Raw genomic sequence first — 16,292 nt, 5'->3', positions numbered from 1 at the left:
GCCCTAAACGGGGGCGCCGGGCCGTGCTCGGCACCCGTGCGTGCTGCCGGAGTGCCACGTTCCCGTGTATCCTTTTGCCATGACTACCGATATCGAACGCTTTGTCGCGGCCCCCTTCATCAAGGAAATCGGCCGCGGCGTCAAAGGGGCGCGCAGCATGACGCGCGACGACGCGCACCGGCTGTACGCGGCCATCCTCGAGGGTCGGGTATCCGACCTCGAACTGGGCGCGATCCTGCTTGCCATGCGCATCAAGGGAGAATCGGTCGATGAGCTGGCCGGCTTCATGGATGCAGCGAGCGCCGCATTCACGCCGCTGCCCGCGCCGCGCGGCGAATTCGCGCCGGTGTCGATTCCCACCTACAACGGCGCGCGCAAGCTGGCCAATCTGACGCCGCTGCTGGCGCTGCTGCTGGCGCGCGAAGGCGTGCCGGTGCTCGTGCATGGCGTGAGCAACGATCCGGGGCGCGTGGCCACGGCTGAAATCCTGCACGAGCTGGGCGTGACCGACGTGACCACCGGCGCCGAGGCGCACAACGAATTCGTCCATGGCCGCGTGGCCTTCATGCCGATCGAGCACCTGGCCCCGCAACTTGCGCGCATGCTGGCGCTGCGCCGCGTGCTGGGCGTGCGCAATTCGACGCACACCATCGTCAAGATCCTGCAGCCATTCGACGGCCCGGCACTGCGCCTGGTCTCGTACACGCACCCCGAATACCTGGAAACGCTGGGCGAGTATTTCGAGGGCGTCGACAGCGAAACCCGGGGCGACGCATTCCTAATGCGCGGCACCGAGGGCGAAACCGTCGCCCACCCGCACCGCGCCCAGCGCATCGACTGGTTCCATGCTGGCCAGCGCGCGCTGCTGGTCGAGCGCGACGCACCCACCGACGACCTGGCGATCGTGCCTGACGGGCGCGATGCGGCCACCACCGCGGCCTGGATCGGCGCCGCGCTGCGCGGCGAGGTGCCAGTGCCGCCATCGATTGCCACACAGGTGGCGTACTGCGTCGAAGTCTCGCGCAAGATCCGCGCCCGCAGCCTGCCGGCCGAGTAGCTGTTCGCCAGTGCGCCACTCGCATACAATGGCGGGTTGAGCAAAGGTGGTGGCAGGCATGGCAAATCAATTCGATGTGGCGGTAATCGGCGCGGGCGCGGCCGGGATGATGTGCGCGGCTGTCGCGGCGCAGGGTGGCAAGCGCGTGGTGCTGGTCGATCACGCGGCCAAGCTGGCCGAAAAAATTCGCATCTCGGGCGGCGGACGCTGCAACTTCACCAACGTCAACGCCGGGCCGCAGCACTACCTGTCGAACAATCCCCATTTCTGCCGCAGCGCGCTGTCGCGCTACACGGCGCAAGACTTCCTGGCGCTGGTCAAGAAATACCGGATTGCGCACCACGAAAAGCACCGCGGCCAATTGTTCTGCAACGATTCGGCCGAGCAGATCATCGCGATGCTGCGCGCCGAGTGCGACTTGGGCGGCGTTGAGTGGCGCATGCCGTGCAAGGTGGCGGGCGTGCAGAAGACCGATGCCGGCTTTGCCATCGACACCGATGCCGGCGAATTGTTGGTCAGTAATGTCGTCGTCGCCACGGGCGGCCTGTCGATCCCCAAGATCGGCGCGACCGATCTCGGCTATCGCATCGCCACGCAATTCGACCTGCAACTCATCGAGACCCGCCCGGGTCTGGTGCCGCTGACATTCGATGGTCCAAGCTGGGAACCGTTCGTGCCGCTGGCCGGCATCGCGCTCGAGGTCGATGTCAGCACCGGCAGCGGCAAGGGCAAGGGCGCCCGGGGTGGTCACTTCCGCGAAGACTTGCTGTTCACGCACCGCGGCCTGTCGGGCCCGGCGATCCTGCAGATTTCCAGCTACTGGCAACCGGGCACGCCGATCGTGCTGAACCTGTTGCCCGACATGGACGTGGCCGACACACTGATCGGCCTGAAAAAAACCGAAAAGAAGCAACTGGGCAATGTACTGACGCAGTGGCTGCCCGCGCGCCTGGCCGAAGGTTTGCTCGCGGCCAATGGCTTTGACGCCAGTGCACGCCTGGCCGACATGGCCGATGCGAAATTACGGGCGCTGGGCGACGCCATCAACCGCTGGGCCATCGTCCCGACCGGCTCGGAAGGCTACCGCAAGGCCGAGGTCACGCTGGGTGGCGTCGACACCCGTGGCCTGTCGCAGCAGACAATGATGGTCAACAAGGTGCCCGGCCTGTACTTCATCGGTGAGACGGTCGATGTGACCGGCTGGCTGGGCGGCTACAACTTCCAGTGGGCCTGGGCATCGGGCGTGGCGGCCGGTCTGGCAGTGGCAAATAGTTGACGTTTGAAAACCCCACTTCGTGATTAAAGCTTCCACTGGACTGCAAACGATGCTAGAATTTCGTTCTTCCCTAAATCCAACGGTTTGATTTTTACATGACCACTATCCGCCTTAAAGAAAACGAGCCGTTCGAAGTCGCCATGCGTCGCTTCAAACGCACCATCGAAAAGACCGGTCTGTTGACGGAACTGCGCGCACGCGAGTTCTACGAAAAACCGACCGCAGAACGCAAGCGCAAGCTGGCAGCAGCAGTGAAGCGTCACTACAAGCGCATCCGCAGCCAGCAACTGCCGAAGAAACTGTACTAAGACAGTTCAGACGGCCAAGACCCGGTGACGGCATTGCCAGTCCCGGCGAGTCGCTGAAGTCCGCAAACCCGCTTCGGTTTCGCCGCAGCGGGTTTTGTCGTTTATCCCTTTTGAATACGGAGATCCCATGAGCTTAAAAGAACAACTGACCGAAGACATGAAAAACGCCATGCGCGCCAAGGAAACGGGCCGCCTGGCGGCCGTGCGCCTGATCATTTCCGAAGTCAAGCGCAAGGAACTCGACGAACAGACCCAGCTGGACGATACCCAGGTGCTGGCCGTGATCGAAAAAATGATCAAGCAGCGCAAGGATTCGATCAGCCAGTTTGAAGCCGGCAACCGTCCCGACCTGGCCGACATCGAGAAGGCCGAACTGGTCATTCTGTCGGCGTACATGCCTGCTGGCTTGTCGGACGAAGAAATCGCCGCTGAAGTTGCTGCAGCCGTTGCCCAGACCGGCGCAACTGGCCCGCAAGACATGGGCAAGCTGATGGGCGTGCTCAAGCCGAAGCTGGCTGGCCGCGCCGACATGACCGTGGTCTCCGGCCTGGTCAAGAAAGCCCTGGCTGGCGCATAAACGCCATAAGCGCAATCTGCAACGCGTCGTCCCTGGCCACCCTCGGGCAGGGACGACAACTTGTTGCATATCAATTTGCAGCAGGCGCTGCGGTATAGTCTGGCCCTAGACAAATACTGTGTAAGCTCAAGTGATCCCGCAAACTTTCATCACCGATTTGCTCAACCGGGTCGACATTGTCGATATCGTGGGCCGCTACGTCCAGCTCAAGAAGGGCGGGGCGAACTTCATGGGCCTGTGCCCATTTCACAACGAAAAATCCCCCAGCTTCACGGTCAGCCCGACAAAACAGTTCTATCACTGCTTCGGTTGTGGCGCCCACGGCACGTCGATCGGCTTTCTGATCGAATACTCGGGCATGGGTTTCGTTGATGCAGTAAAAGACCTGGCCCAGAACGTCGGCATGATCGTGCCCGACGTCGACGACAAGATCCCACCGGCCCAGCGCGCCGCCCAGCAGGCGCAGTCGCTGGCGCTGACCGATGCGCTGACGCAAGCCTGCGCGTTTTACCGGGCCCAGCTACGCGAAGCGCCGGACGCCATCGCGTATCTCAAAAACCGCGGCCTGACCGGCGAAGTGGCCGCCCGCTTCGGCATGGGCTACGCCCCGGCCGGCTGGGACAGCCTGCGCGCGGTCTTCCCCGACTATGACGCCCACGTGCTGGTCGAATCGGGCCTGTTGATCGACAAGGTTGACGAAGAAGGCAACCGCCACAAACGGTACGACCGCTTCCGCGAGCGCGTGATGTTCCCGATCCGCAACACCAAGGGCCAGGTGATCGGCTTTGGCGGCCGCGTGCTCGACGGTGGCGAACCCAAGTACCTCAATTCGCCCGAGACGCCGCTGTTCCAGAAAGGCCTGGAGCTGTATGGCCTGTTCGAGGCGCGCCAGGCGATTCGCGACGCCGGCTATGTCCTGGTGACCGAAGGCTATATGGACGTCGTCGCACTGGCTCAGCTGGGCTTTCCGCAAGCGGTGGCCACGCTCGGCACCGCCTGCACCAGTACCCACGTGCAAAAGCTGCTGCGCCAGACCGACGATGTGATCTTCAGCTTCGACGGCGACAAGGCCGGCCGCAAGGCTGCCCGCCGCGCACTCGAAGCGTGCCTGCCGCAAGTGAGCGACAACAAGACCATCAAGTTCCTGTTCCTGCCGCAAGAGCATGACCCGGACAGCTTCGTGCGCGAGCGCGGGGCCGACGCCTTCGAGCAAGAAATTGCCGATGCAATGCCACTGTCGCAATTTCTGCTGCGCGAAGTGACGCAAGAGCACGATCTCGACACGCCGGAAGGGCGCGCGAAGTCGCAGTTCGACGCCAAGCCACTACTGCAATCGATGACGCCGTCGAGCCTGCGCCTGCAGATCGTGCGCGGCCTGGCCAGCATGACGCAATCGACGCCGGCGGAGATCGAAAGTCTGTTCGAGTTGTCCAAGCCGGTGGCCACTGCGCGCCGCGCGCCGCCGCGCCAGGGCCGCCCCGAACCGGTGGGCCTGGAGCGCAAGATGCTGCGCATCCTGGTGTCGCATCCGCACCTGGCGCTGGAACTCGACGAGGTCGCGCTGTCTTCGTTCGATTATTTCGGCGAAGAAGGCGCGGACCGGCTCCGGCATCTGATCGATACGGCGCAGGCGCTTGGCCCGCATGGCACGTTCGCCGCGCTGTCACAACAGTTGCACGAGGTGACGAACGAGTACGACGGCATGATTGCCGAGATTGCCGCTGAACCAGAAAACGAAGTCGATGGCGACCGCATCGTGCTGCTCAGTTCAGTACGCCAGATCAAGATGGATGTGTTGAAGCAGGAGCAGAACCAGTTGTTTTCTTCCGGACTGCCCTCAGATCAGATCAGTACCCGCTACCGCGAGATTGCAGCCCTGCTGGACCTTCTCGAGCGCGAAGCCACTGCGGCAATGGCACCCCGATGAACACTGGCTTTCTCCCCGGGAGCCCAGGCGTTCACGACTGGAAAAAGAAAGGGTGCGTGCTATAATAAAACGCTAACTATTGCAACTGTTGTAACCCTTTTTGGTTCAATTGCGTGCGTTGAGTTTCAGTTAGCGAGGCCATGGATTTGTGCCTGCAGGATGATGAAGGTAACAAAACTTTATTCTTAACCGCCGTAAAGTTAGTCGTTGTGACATCGAAAGCGCCTGTGCCAACCAAGAAACCCGAAACCAACGTGGCTGCCACGACCACGAGAACGTCCGCCGCCAAGGCCGACAATTCGCAAGACAAGGCCGAGGTGCGTACGGCAACCTCGGCGCCTGTCAACCAGACGACCGATGCGGCCACGCTTGCCGCCATCGACACGTCGGGCTACGTCTTGCCTTCTGTCAAAGTGCCGGGCCGGCGCGGTCGCAAGCCAAAAGAATTCACCCCCGAAAACGACGAGATCGCCGCGCTGAACGCGGTCGAGCGCGCCGAGCTCAAGGCAGCGGACAAGGCCAAGGCCAAGGACCGCAAGGCGAAAGAGAAAGCGCTGCTCAAGGATGCGTTCTCGTCCGATACCGAGGCCAGCGAAGAAGAACTCGAGCTGCGCCGCAGCAAACTCAAGGCCCTGATCAAGTCGGGCAAGGAGCGCGGCTTCCTCACGTACGCCGAGATCAACGACCACTTGCCCGAGAACATCGTCGATCCGGAAGCGATCGAAGGCATCATCGGCACTTTCAACGACATGGGCATCGCGGTCTACGAGCACGCACCCGATGCCGAGACGCTGCTGCTGTCAGACAACGTCCCCAACGCCACCAGTGACGATGAAGCCGAAGCGGCTGCCGAAGCTGCGCTGTCGACGGTCGACTCCGACTTCGGCCGCACCACCGACCCGGTCCGCATGTACATGCGCGAAATGGGCTCGGTCGAGCTGCTCACGCGCGAAGGCGAAATCGAGATCGCCAAGCGCATCGAAGACGGCCTGAAAGACATGATCCAGGCCATCTCGGCCTGCCCGGTGACGATCGCCGAAATCATCGGCACCGCTGCCAAGATCGACAGCGACGAAATCAAGATCGACGAAATCGTCGATGGCCTGGTCGACCAGGAAGGCGAAGACAACACGCCGCAAGTTGCCGCGCCCGTCGCCAGCGAGTCCGATGAGGACGAAGAAGACGAAGAAGACGCCGAAGGCGAAGAGGAAGAAGAAGAGGCGCCAAGCAACTCGGGCGCCGCCGGTTACTCGGCCGAGCAGCTCGAAGCGCTGAAGGTCACGGCCTTGACCAAATTCGCCGAGATCGCCCAGCAATTCGACAAGATGCGCAAGGCGTTCGAGAAGGACGGCTACAACTCGAAAGCCTATGTCAAAGCGCAGGACGCGATCTCCAACGAGCTGCTGGGCATCCGCTTCACGGCCAAGGTCGTCGAAAAACTGTGCGACACGCTGCGCGGCCAGGTCGACGAAGTGCGCCACATCGAAAAGCAGATCCTCGACGTGGCCGTGAACCGCTGCGGCATGCCGCGCGCCCACTTCATCAAGGTCTTCCCGGGCAACGAAACCAATCTGGACTGGGTGGACGGCGAAGTCAACGCCGGGCACGCCTACAGCGCGATCCTGGGCCGCAACATCCCGACGATCAAGGAACTGCAGCAACGCCTGATCGACCTGCAAGCGCGTGTCGTGCTGCCGCTGCCAGACCTGCGCAATATCAACCGCCAGATGGCGGCCGGTGAAATGAAGGCGCGCAAGGCCAAGCGTGAAATGACCGAGGCCAATCTGCGCCTGGTGATTTCGATCGCCAAGAAGTACACGAACCGCGGCCTGCAATTTCTTGACCTGATCCAGGAAGGCAATATCGGCCTGATGAAGGCCGTGGACAAGTTCGAGTACCGCCGCGGCTACAAGTTTTCGACGTACGCAACATGGTGGATCCGCCAGGCAATCACCCGTTCGATCGCCGACCAGGCGCGCACGATCCGTATTCCGGTGCACATGATCGAAACGATCAACAAGATGAACCGGATCTCGCGCCAGATCCTGCAAGAGACCGGCGCCGAGCCCGACCCGGCCACGCTCGCGATCAAGATGGAAATGCCGGAAGATAAAATCCGCAAGATCATGAAAATCGCGAAAGAGCCGATTTCCATGGAAACGCCGATCGGTGACGACGACGATTCGCATCTGGGTGATTTTATCGAAGACAACAACACGCTGGCACCATCGGACGCCGCGCTGCATGCCTCGATGCGCGGCGTGGTCAAGGATGTGCTCGACTCGCTGACGCCACGCGAAGCCAAGGTGCTGCGCATGCGCTTCGGCATCGAGATGTCGACCGACCACACGCTGGAAGAGGTCGGCAAGCAGTTCGACGTCACCCGCGAGCGGATTCGCCAGATCGAAGCGAAGGCGCTGCGCAAACTGCGTCACCCATCGCGCTCGGACAAGCTCAAGAGCTTCCTCGAGAACAACAGCTGATTGTTGATGCGGGCTTGACGGCCCTGTACTAAAGGCAATATGCTCTCGCCACTTCGCTCACCGCATTCGTGTTGATGAGCCGGTGGCGAGCTGCTTGCCACTATCCCAGTTTCTGGGCCTCTAGCTCATGCTTGGTTAGAGCAGCGGACTCATAATCCGTTGGTGCCGTGTTCGACTCACGGGAGGCCTACCAATAAAATCAAAGGCTTAGAAGTGATTGGGCCGTTCGGCTTGCGTTTTCGGTGAAGTTTACTTGATGCCAGTACCCATCTAGTACCCGGATTCGCTAAGGCTAGCCGCCAAGTGCGTACCCTATCGGTTCCGGTGTTAACTGAAATTGACGCGTCCTAAATTGGACATGTCTGCCTCGCGTGTCTCTGTTGCAGCCAAATTGCGGACCTGAACTGGTACGATCTATAAAGGTCTTTCGATTCGCTGGCAGAGTGGGCATAAATGCTGGCCAGACTTATCGCTCAGATTGCGGGATATAACCCGCACTTCATCGCACGGAAGCACCACATCCCCAGCCCCCTCGACTTGGTATGCATGTGGCACGTGGACCACCATCCCTGTTGCCGCAACCGTTCTCTTTGATCGTTGTCTCACATTGACGCTCTGCTCGGCTACTGCTAGGGTGCTGATCCCGTAGCGCGAGGTGAAGATGCACATTAGCGAAGTTTGTTCAATTGTCGAAGCTGTCCAGATCCTGAGCGCTTTGACTAAACGCGTTTGGACCGAGGATGAAGTCATCCGTGCAGTAATTCGTCTTCGTCTTCCGGTCTACGCGACTGCGCCATATGATGCATCGATCGTTTCAAAGCGATATGTTGACGAGCGCTTAGTCATCGCTGAAGAGGATTCCCTCAAAGCCCAATACGTTACCCTTCGACAATATGAGATCGAAGAACTCGCTTACAGCAGTGGGCCTCAAGTCATCACGGATCGACCGGCTTGGCTCTTCGGAGATGAACCGCACCAGCCTTGGAGCAGCATCACCGCGTTTCGTCAGAGCGACCACCGTGTAATCGGCTATTGGGACACCGAGCAGGGGGAATGGATGGGTGAATCGAACGAGTATTTCTTCTCCAAGCCAGTGCAGATCACCGCGCAGTCCACGTTCGTCGTTCCACGACATACTATTGCCGCATTAATAGAAGATGACGATTTACGTTGCCCTCAGTTGGCGAGGGCTGGCAGCAGCGAGCCTGCCCAGCCTGCTCCGCCAATGGAAGCGCCGGTTCCAGCAGAGAACAGCGCCAGCCGTTGCCGAGTGGACAAAGCAGCCCCATTGGGCATTACGAAAAACCAGGTTTTGATGGCGTTTTCCGGTCTCACCACCATTGACCTTAAAAAAGCACTCGCTAATGGTAAGGGGCTATACGGCAAGGATCAGGCGAAAGAAGTGAGCGGCACTCCTGGGAGTCGCCACGCTGCACTGTGGGACCCCGTCGTTCTCGCTGCTGGATTTTATGAAAACTATCGTACCCCCAGATCGAAACTGAACAAGATGTTCATGGAGCATCAGTTTTTGGCGCCGTGGCGGGAGAAATGGAACGAAGTTGCGGAGGATCTGGTATGAAGCCTTTGCTCTTTGACTAGGGTGACGATGACGTGAATACGGCGGGTAGGCCGCCAAAAATGGCTGAACCTGCCATAGCAACCTGCCACACACCTGCCACATACTTGGCTTGCAAGCTGCATGAAACCGTCATGGACATGCCATTCCCCTGAGCAAAAAAACAGTGGCAATTGAATCTGAGCACTCCTAAACACGCATCAACATAAGGAGATTCAGATGCACACGCCAAATACGGCAACCCACCCCAACCCCGTGGCGCTCAGCGAGCGGCCGGATGTCATGAGCAAGAAATATTCCGCACTCGACGCCCAAGTGCGCATCGCTGTGTCTACGGCGGAGGCTGCCTTTCATCTCGGCCGTAAGCCACAGACCCTGCGCAAGTGGGCATGCTTCGAAGACGGCCCGCTCCGCCCGGTCCGCATCAATGGCCGCCTCGCGTGGCCGGTGGCACAGATCAAGCAGCTGCTGAATAAGGGGGACGCATGATCACCGGACTGCTGGCCCAAGAAAATTCGCAGACGCCGCTCCTGCTCCGCGCCGGTACCCCGCGTACGGCGGCTAAACACGCAACAGCATATGAGAAGGCTGGCAAGGCTTATCTCCGTTCGATCTACGGCAACCAGCCGCAGGCCGGCAGGCACGTTGGCTGGATCGATGGCATTGTCAACGAAGGAAGCGTCGTAATCGCCGAAATCGACTTCTTTGTCGGTTCGCCGCGCGTTGGAGTTATCGAACTGCCGCTCCACGCCATCAAGGTGGACGGAATCACCCTCACTGAGACCGCAGCCGTTAAGAGCCTCGCCGGCCGCAAAGTTTATGTGACCGTGGCTGATCGCTACTGCTTCGACGGCATCTACCTCTCGAATGTGACTGCCATTGAATTCGAGAGCGAGAAGAAGCCGTTGGTGGACATCGGCTGGCTGCTCGAACCGGCGCAGAAGTGAGCCAACATGCTGACCCAAAACCACATTGAAAACGAGGCCGCTCCACCGACGGTTGGCGCACGGCTGCCAGTTGTCCCTGAAGCACTGCTGTGCGCCCACAACCCGGGTGTCAGGCTGCCGAAGTTCGACAACATTCCACTTGAACTCAAGGCGAAACCAAACTGGGTTGTCTGGCGCCTGGAAGGGAAGCCAGGCGCTAAGCCGATCAAGGTGCCGTACAACCCAAAACTCCTGAATTCGCGTGCCAAGTCGAACGACTCGCAGACATGGGGGACGCATGAAGATGCCGTGACGGCCTATATGGAAGGGGGATACACGGGCGTGGGTGTCATGCTGAACGGCGATGGGCTGGTCGGTATCGACCTTGACCACTGCGTCATCGACGGCATGCCATCGGCGGCAGCAACTGACCTCATGCAACACCTCGGTGTTACTTACATCGAAATCTCGCCGTCCGGCACCGGCCTGCGCGGATTCGGCTACGCCCACAACCTTGAGAAAGGGGTGAATGGCACGATCGAGGACCTCAAGGTTGAGCTGTACTCCAACTTGCGCTTCCTCACCGTGACTGGACATGCGCTGACCATGGGTCCGCTGAGTGAACTGACGGGCTTCAAGGAACTGGCTGCCAAGGTCCGCAAGGACAGCGGCGCGGATGTGATCGAACGCGCGGCTGTCGGCGCACTGTTTGATCGCCACGCCGTGTGGATCAGCCAGATCCTCAGTGGCGAGGTTTACCACGACGCACTGCGCGATCTCGCGGGATCCATGGTCGCGTCGGGCACGCAGCCTGGCGCAGTGGTGTCCTGGCTGCGCGGCCTCATGCGCTCTTCTCAAGGACCGCACGATGCTCGCTGGGCGGCGCGCATGGACGAGATCCCGAAATTGGTGAGCAGCGCGGTGGCCAAATACACGCCCCAGACTGTTGACCTCCGCCGACTCTTGCAACTCAATGATGTGGCATCGACGAGTTGCGAACAATCCAGCCGCTTCAAGGTGCTCACTGCGGCACAGCTCACGCAAGCGGAACCGATCAAATGGGCGGTTCGCGGCCTCCTGCCGCAGGTTGGCCTCGCGGCGCTGTACGGCCCCAGCGGTGCGGGTAAGTCGTTCCTCGCGCTGGACCTGAGCGCGTCGGTGGCATCGGGCATCACGCAGTGGTACGGCATGCGCGTTACTCAGTGCCCGGTCACTTATTGCGTTCTCGAAGGCGAAGGCGGGATGGGCAAGCGCGTCGCGGCTTGGGAGAAGTACAACGCCCGCAAGATGCCCAATACCCTTCACTTTATCGTAGAGCAGTTCGACATCACGCTCGGTACAGACGTCGAAGAATTGGCACTCGCAATTCGCACGGCTAATGGTGCAGACGGCCTGATCATCTTGGACACGCTCAACCGAGCGGCTCCCGGCTCCGATGAGAACTCGTCAAAGGACATGGGCACGATCATCGCTAACGCGAAGGCTCTCCAACAACTGACGGGCGGGATGGTGCTGTTGGTGCACCACACCGGCAAGGACGAGAGCAAGGGCATGCGCGGCCACTCCAGCCTGTTCGCTGCGATGGACTGCGTTATCGGCGTTATGCGCACTAAGGGCGAGGGCTTGGGCTGGACGGTGGCAAAGTCGAAAGACGATGAAACCGGGACCCAGCATGCCTTCCGCCTCGAACAGGTCGTGGCCGGCCAAGACGAAGATGGCGAGGACATCACATCGTGCGTCGCGGTTTCAATTGCGCCGCCATTCGCGCAAAAAGGCGCGCGCAAGCTCGGGCAGCATCAGCGTACCGCGCGCGACGTTCTGCTCAATCTCTTCAATGAAAGTGAAGGCGATTCCCAGGTCACGTACGTCACGGCATACGGTGCGATCGCTGCTGCAATTGAAACAGACCCGAAACACAAACGCGAACGCGCCAAGCAGGCTGTCACAGCCTTGGCTGCACATGGCATGATCGAAATGACCGACACGCACGTCGTGCGCTTGCCAGCCTTCGGAAACTAAAAGCTTGGCAGTATAAAACAAGAAAAATCACCCACCTATCTATCCACCGATCACGCCACCTAGCCCTTCCCGGTTTCCCCCTCCCCCTATAGGGGAGGTGGGAAAGACCGGGAGCAATATGGGCCACTGGAAAATCCCGTTTTAGAGTTATCAGGGACAAAGTGGGACACATATTTTGGTCGAATAATTCTGGCTACTATTTAATAACTAAATCGTATATTTCAAAGGAAACACATGAGCACCAACATTATCAGGGGCTGGACTTCGACTATCAAGCGACAGGCCAAGCACCGTTTCAACCAAGGCATCGTGTGCCTGACTCCCGAGGAGGCGAGGGCGCTGGTCGCAATCGACGCGGGTCTGAATGGCTATGAGGGCTTCCGCCGGGATCGCGTGCTCGGTCAGGTCACGTTCACCACCGAGCGACAACTGGATTACCTCGACCTGATTGAGGCAATTCGCGTCGGCATCGACCGGAATACGGTGATCGACCCGGCCGATCCGCTCCACGACGAAAAAAATTCCCTCCGTGCGACGCAGACTGCACTGTTCGGTTCGCTGGACAAGCCAATCGGCATCGTCGTCGGCACGATCTACATGGAGATCAAGCCTCAAGCTGTGCAGTAATACAAGAATAGTTGGACATCAAGCGAGCCGCGCATGTGAGTGCCCGGTTCGCTTTTCTTTTAGGTACCTGCGATGAAAAAAGCCAAGGCGGCCCGAGTGCCGGTCCTCGAAAATGCGTTCGAGGTGAACCTGCCGAAGTTGATGCGGATGGCGAAGGCCGGTGGAGAGTCGCGGCTCGTACTTGACGATGGGGACGTGCGAACCGTTGCTGTGCTTGATGAGACCCGCCTAGCGGTTTTTCTAGGCGGTCGGGCGTGGGTAGCGGACATCGTAGCCGTCCAGTGCCTCCAAGGCCGTGTACGCTGCCTCCTAAAGTGCCCTCGCGCGCACGAGGGGAATTTTCAATCTCTATATTTTTGGGCCGGTGAGCTGGCCTGCCGACATTGCCACGGCCTGCGATATCGAACGAATGTTGCCTCGACGGCAGCAGATAGGGCAAGGATTTCGCGATTGAAACTACATTCTTCACTTACCCTGGATCCAAGTCAGCCCCTTTTACGGAAGCCTCGCAAATGGCGGAAGCGACATCTTCGCTTGATCACTCAAGTCGCTCGACTTGATGATATTCACTATTGCAACCTTCGCTCTTGGCTGGATCGAAACCGTGATTAGACCCTTTGGGGAGGGGTGACCTGCAGGTACAGATTTCATCAGCGTGTGGAGAGTACCTCAAGGAATTTATGGACACTTTTGTAATTTTTCGGAAGGCATCTGCTTAGCTCGCTGCAGCGGAGCCATTACCATGTAGTTGCCCAATACAAACCGGGTCACGGAAAGTAAGCGAAATTTTTCAAAGAAAAGCATCGCGCAGCCCGACAACATCCAATTTCCAGATAATCACCTTAGCAGCAATTACGAAATGTTTCTTGCCAACACTGTATTTTAATGCGATTATTGAAATACTCATACCGTTTTGGAGATGTAATGATTCGTCTTAAGAAATTTAGAATAAATGGATTTAAACATCAAGATCGATTTGCAGAAATTGAATTTCGTGATCCAGTATCAGTAGTATATGGTGAAAACGGCAGTGGAAAGACATCTTTTCTAAAGGCAATTTCCGCATTTTTATCACAAGACGATACGACGCTTAGTAGTATTGGCATTAATTCGATTGAATGTTGGTACACAGATGGATTAGAAACGTCATATGTCAACGTAGCCAAAACAGATGTTAGCTACGATTGGTCCGGCCTGACTGAATCACCATTAAAAGATACCAGCTCGCTATCACTTGGCGTTGAGCGTGGTATTAGTACTCAGTCATTAAGAATAGAAGCTGATCTTATCTACGAATTCTTTAGGTTATCGCCTCGTGGCAGAAGGTTTTTCGCCCGAGATTCAGAGTTTTCTCCGCGCGAATTTTCGGAGGAATTGTCGATTTTCCTAAGGCGTAGGCAATCGTCAACTAGAGATCGTCGCACAGAAATGAATTTTTCGAAGGCTCACGTGAACCTCCAAAATATTAAACTGGAGAACGTCGAAGAGCTGTTAATGAATCATTATCACTCAGCAAAATATTCGGCAAATCTGAAGATTCAAAGTGCACTTTTCAATACTCTATCTGACGCAATTAATGCCACCTATCCTAACGTTGGGATTTTAATTCCACGAGATTTATACTCCAATTTGATCAGCTATCGCGGGCGATTGATAGAGGCGCTGACGAACGATGATGCACGCGACTCGAATCACTTCAAAGCAACGATTGTCGGGATTTTACAGTCCCTTACAGAAGGGAATTATGTTGAAGAGGTTGAAAAAAAGCCCCTTTTGTGTAACCTATTCCTCAATATGATTGAAGAGCTGGAAAAGGAAAAACTTGCTCTAGGTGCCGTTAATTTGCTAATTGACAAATTCAATAAGTATTTGATCGGCGGAAAAAAATTGATAATTAACAATACAGAATTATATATCTCTGTCGGAAAATCGAAACACTCGATTCATCATCTTTCTAGCGGCGAACGTCATATTTTGACGTTTCTATGTATGGTCTTATTTCAGGCGCAGGGACGCGATTTTTTGATTATTGACGAGCCTGAGATCTCTTTGAACATTACTTGGCAACGCGAACTTTTGAAGTTGTTTAACGAACTTGTCCCCGACACCCAAATAATTGTTGCTTCGCACTCACCGATACTGGCAAAACGTAGTCCCGCGTCTTTGACCCCGTTGATAACTGGAATCTCAACGAAAGAAGAAGTTGAAGCTCACAATTGACGAAGTTTTAAACGAAGCAATAATGACATCAACGCCAACTATTGTAGTTGAAGGTACCGATGATATTAAAACCTACTATGCTCTGACTGCGAAGGAGTTAGAAAAATTCGAGATTTATGCGGTGGAGATGATTGAAGGATTTGCCCCCGGTTGTGGGGACGTTATTAAGGCTATACAAGAACTTTACACTTTGCCCATAAATTCAGCGACAATTGAGAATTTCATATTGGGGATTATTGACCGGGACGTACGCGAATTTAGAAACGAGCTGCCTGCAGAAAAAGCAATTTTTGCTTTAAAAAATTATTCAATTGAGACCGATTTTGTAAATAAAGAAATACTGTCAGAAATAGTTTTAACGTGTACAACAGCTACGCCAGATCTGATTTCACAGAATTTCATATCTATAGCTTTTGACTCTATTGAGATTTCACTATTGCAACTTTATTATTTTTCTCTCGAGGCATTACGATGCGCACTCGATCACAATTACGCTGCTGACTTTAAATATTCTTATCAGAATGGTCGTCGAAATGAAGCATCAGTGATCACCAGTGTAATTGCAAAAAAGGCCGACCTAGATGTTTTTGCAGCATCTAACAATCTGGCAAAGAATTTTGACAGCGTAAAACGTATTGCGAAAGGGAAGTGGATGCTTTCGACTTTCAGTGACGAGGTATATAAACTACTTAAAAATTTAGCGGTACATTGTGGCGGACAAGGTAATGGAAAATGCGGATATTGTAAGGCCGGAATGCATTCTCGGTGCACTTTTAAAATCAGGGACGGCATAAGTAATAAAACGATCTATTCGCTCATACGGGAAGTTCCTCCTACTTCCAACATGGCATACATCCGGGATCGAATCTCGGAGCTGTCAGCGCTGCCTGCTTGATCAAATCGTCAAAAAATGACCGATTAGGACGAGATGCGCCGGGCGTGCTTGCAACGATAAAAACGCTGGCCAAGCTCGATATTGAGGTCGTTGTTCTCCAGCTCGGCAAACTAGATCTGATGGCGCCAGCGGCAAGCTCATCCTGGCGATGTTAGCTGCTGTCGCAGGGATGGAGCGTGACTTGATCGTTGAACGAACCCAGCCCGGACTCGCACGGGAAAAAGCTGATGGTAAGACGCTTGGCAGGCCCGCCAAAACCACGCCAGAGCAACGTAAAGAGATGGCCGAGGGTCTACGCGAACAAACAGAGCGTGAGCGCGTTGGCGAAGCTCTACGGCGTTTCTCGAGCGACCATTCTTACAATAGTAAAGCCAGTTACAGAGATTGAGTCGCCGACCTGA

14 protein-coding genes and 1 tRNA gene are annotated in these 16,292 nt (G+C 56.7%); all 15 read left to right on the top strand.

All coding sequences use genetic code 11. The features are described from left to right. Positions 1-79 precede the first annotated feature (79 nt). Complete coding sequence (gene ybiB / locus RCH14_RS18905; RefSeq protein ID WP_343027647.1) at positions 80-1,057, top strand: DNA-binding protein YbiB; 978 nt, start codon at positions 80-82, stop codon at positions 1,055-1,057. Between the two features lie 58 nt (positions 1,058-1,115). Continuing rightward, positions 1,116-2,333 (top strand): NAD(P)/FAD-dependent oxidoreductase, encoded by a 1,218-nt coding sequence (locus tag RCH14_RS18900; RefSeq protein ID WP_343027646.1) that lies wholly within the window; start codon positions 1,116-1,118, stop codon positions 2,331-2,333. 95 nt (positions 2,334-2,428) lie between these two features. Then, positions 2,429-2,641 (top strand): 30S ribosomal protein S21, encoded by a 213-nt coding sequence (gene rpsU, locus RCH14_RS18895; protein ID WP_005665410.1) that lies wholly within the window; start codon positions 2,429-2,431, stop codon positions 2,639-2,641. 127 nt (positions 2,642-2,768) lie between these two features. Further along, positions 2,769-3,218, top strand: a complete 450-nt coding sequence (locus RCH14_RS18890) for a GatB/YqeY domain-containing protein (protein WP_343027645.1) — start codon at positions 2,769-2,771, stop codon at positions 3,216-3,218. 130 nt (positions 3,219-3,348) lie between these two features. Beyond that, complete coding sequence (dnaG, locus tag RCH14_RS18885; protein WP_343027644.1) at positions 3,349-5,145, top strand: DNA primase; 1,797 nt, start codon at positions 3,349-3,351, stop codon at positions 5,143-5,145. A 227-nt stretch (positions 5,146-5,372) separates the two neighbouring features. After that, complete coding sequence (gene rpoD, locus RCH14_RS18880; protein ID WP_343027643.1) at positions 5,373-7,628, top strand: RNA polymerase sigma factor RpoD; 2,256 nt, start codon at positions 5,373-5,375, stop codon at positions 7,626-7,628. A gap of 114 nt (positions 7,629-7,742) precedes the next feature. Next, positions 7,743-7,821, top strand: a tRNA-Ile gene (locus RCH14_RS18875). A gap of 468 nt (positions 7,822-8,289) precedes the next feature. Further along, positions 8,290-9,207, top strand: a complete 918-nt coding sequence (locus RCH14_RS18870; protein WP_343027642.1) for a hypothetical protein — start codon at positions 8,290-8,292, stop codon at positions 9,205-9,207. A 279-nt stretch (positions 9,208-9,486) separates the two neighbouring features. Next, positions 9,487-9,693: a DNA-binding protein gene (locus RCH14_RS18865; protein WP_343027672.1), complete on the top strand. Its 207-nt coding sequence runs from the start codon at positions 9,487-9,489 to the stop codon at positions 9,691-9,693. Continuing rightward, a complete protein-coding gene (locus RCH14_RS18860; RefSeq protein ID WP_343027641.1) occupies positions 9,690-10,151 on the top strand; it encodes a hypothetical protein in 462 nt (153 codons plus the stop codon). The genes RCH14_RS18865 and RCH14_RS18860 overlap by 4 nt, the downstream gene beginning before the upstream one ends. 6 nt (positions 10,152-10,157) lie before the next feature. Continuing rightward, positions 10,158-12,149 (top strand): AAA family ATPase, encoded by a 1,992-nt coding sequence (locus tag RCH14_RS18855; protein ID WP_343027640.1) that lies wholly within the window; start codon positions 10,158-10,160, stop codon positions 12,147-12,149. Between the two features lie 234 nt (positions 12,150-12,383). Further along, positions 12,384-12,776, top strand: coding sequence for a hypothetical protein (locus tag RCH14_RS18850; RefSeq protein ID WP_343027639.1), 393 nt, complete (start codon positions 12,384-12,386; stop codon positions 12,774-12,776). 924 nt (positions 12,777-13,700) lie between these two features. Further along, complete coding sequence (locus RCH14_RS18845; protein WP_343027638.1) at positions 13,701-14,996, top strand: AAA family ATPase; 1,296 nt, start codon at positions 13,701-13,703, stop codon at positions 14,994-14,996. Further along, positions 14,980-15,891, top strand: a complete 912-nt coding sequence (locus RCH14_RS18840; protein ID WP_343027637.1) for a DUF4435 domain-containing protein — start codon at positions 14,980-14,982, stop codon at positions 15,889-15,891. Before RCH14_RS18845 ends, RCH14_RS18840 begins: the two co-directional genes overlap by 17 nt. Positions 15,892-16,039: 148 nt before the next feature. Further along, on the top strand, positions 16,040-16,279 hold the full coding sequence (locus RCH14_RS18835; protein ID WP_343027636.1) for a hypothetical protein: 240 nt from the start codon (positions 16,040-16,042) through the stop codon (positions 16,277-16,279). Positions 16,280-16,292 lie beyond the last annotated feature (13 nt).

The organism is Massilia sp. MP_M2 (assembly GCF_039123635.1).
Taxonomy (GTDB): Bacteria; Pseudomonadota; Gammaproteobacteria; order Burkholderiales; family Burkholderiaceae_D; genus Telluria.
Note: the sequence above shows the minus strand (reverse complement) of the source record. Positions and strands in the feature narration are given on the sequence as shown.

What these genes read in the sequence shown, in the direction of transcription:
- RCH14_RS18900 (WP_343027646.1), top strand. Translation starts at nt 1,116, where the DNA reads ATGGCAAATCAATTCGATGTGGCGGTAATCGGCGCGGGCGCGGCCGGG.
- RCH14_RS18860 (WP_343027641.1), top strand. Translation starts at nt 9,690, where the DNA reads ATGATCACCGGACTGCTGGCCCAAGAAAATTCGCAGACGCCGCTCCTG.
- RCH14_RS18855 (WP_343027640.1), top strand. Translation starts at nt 10,158, where the DNA reads ATGCTGACCCAAAACCACATTGAAAACGAGGCCGCTCCACCGACGGTT.
- RCH14_RS18845 (WP_343027638.1), top strand. Translation starts at nt 13,701, where the DNA reads ATGATTCGTCTTAAGAAATTTAGAATAAATGGATTTAAACATCAAGAT.
- RCH14_RS18890 (WP_343027645.1), top strand. Translation starts at nt 2,769, where the DNA reads ATGAGCTTAAAAGAACAACTGACCGAAGACATGAAAAACGCCATGCGC.
- ybiB (WP_343027647.1), top strand. Translation starts at nt 80, where the DNA reads ATGACTACCGATATCGAACGCTTTGTCGCGGCCCCCTTCATCAAGGAA.
- RCH14_RS18835 (WP_343027636.1), top strand. Translation starts at nt 16,040, where the DNA reads ATGTTAGCTGCTGTCGCAGGGATGGAGCGTGACTTGATCGTTGAACGA.
- RCH14_RS18865 (WP_343027672.1), top strand. Translation starts at nt 9,487, where the DNA reads ATGAGCAAGAAATATTCCGCACTCGACGCCCAAGTGCGCATCGCTGTG.
- RCH14_RS18870 (WP_343027642.1), top strand. Translation starts at nt 8,290, where the DNA reads ATGCACATTAGCGAAGTTTGTTCAATTGTCGAAGCTGTCCAGATCCTG.
- rpsU (WP_005665410.1), top strand. Translation starts at nt 2,429, where the DNA reads ATGACCACTATCCGCCTTAAAGAAAACGAGCCGTTCGAAGTCGCCATG.
- RCH14_RS18850 (WP_343027639.1), top strand. Translation starts at nt 12,384, where the DNA reads ATGAGCACCAACATTATCAGGGGCTGGACTTCGACTATCAAGCGACAG.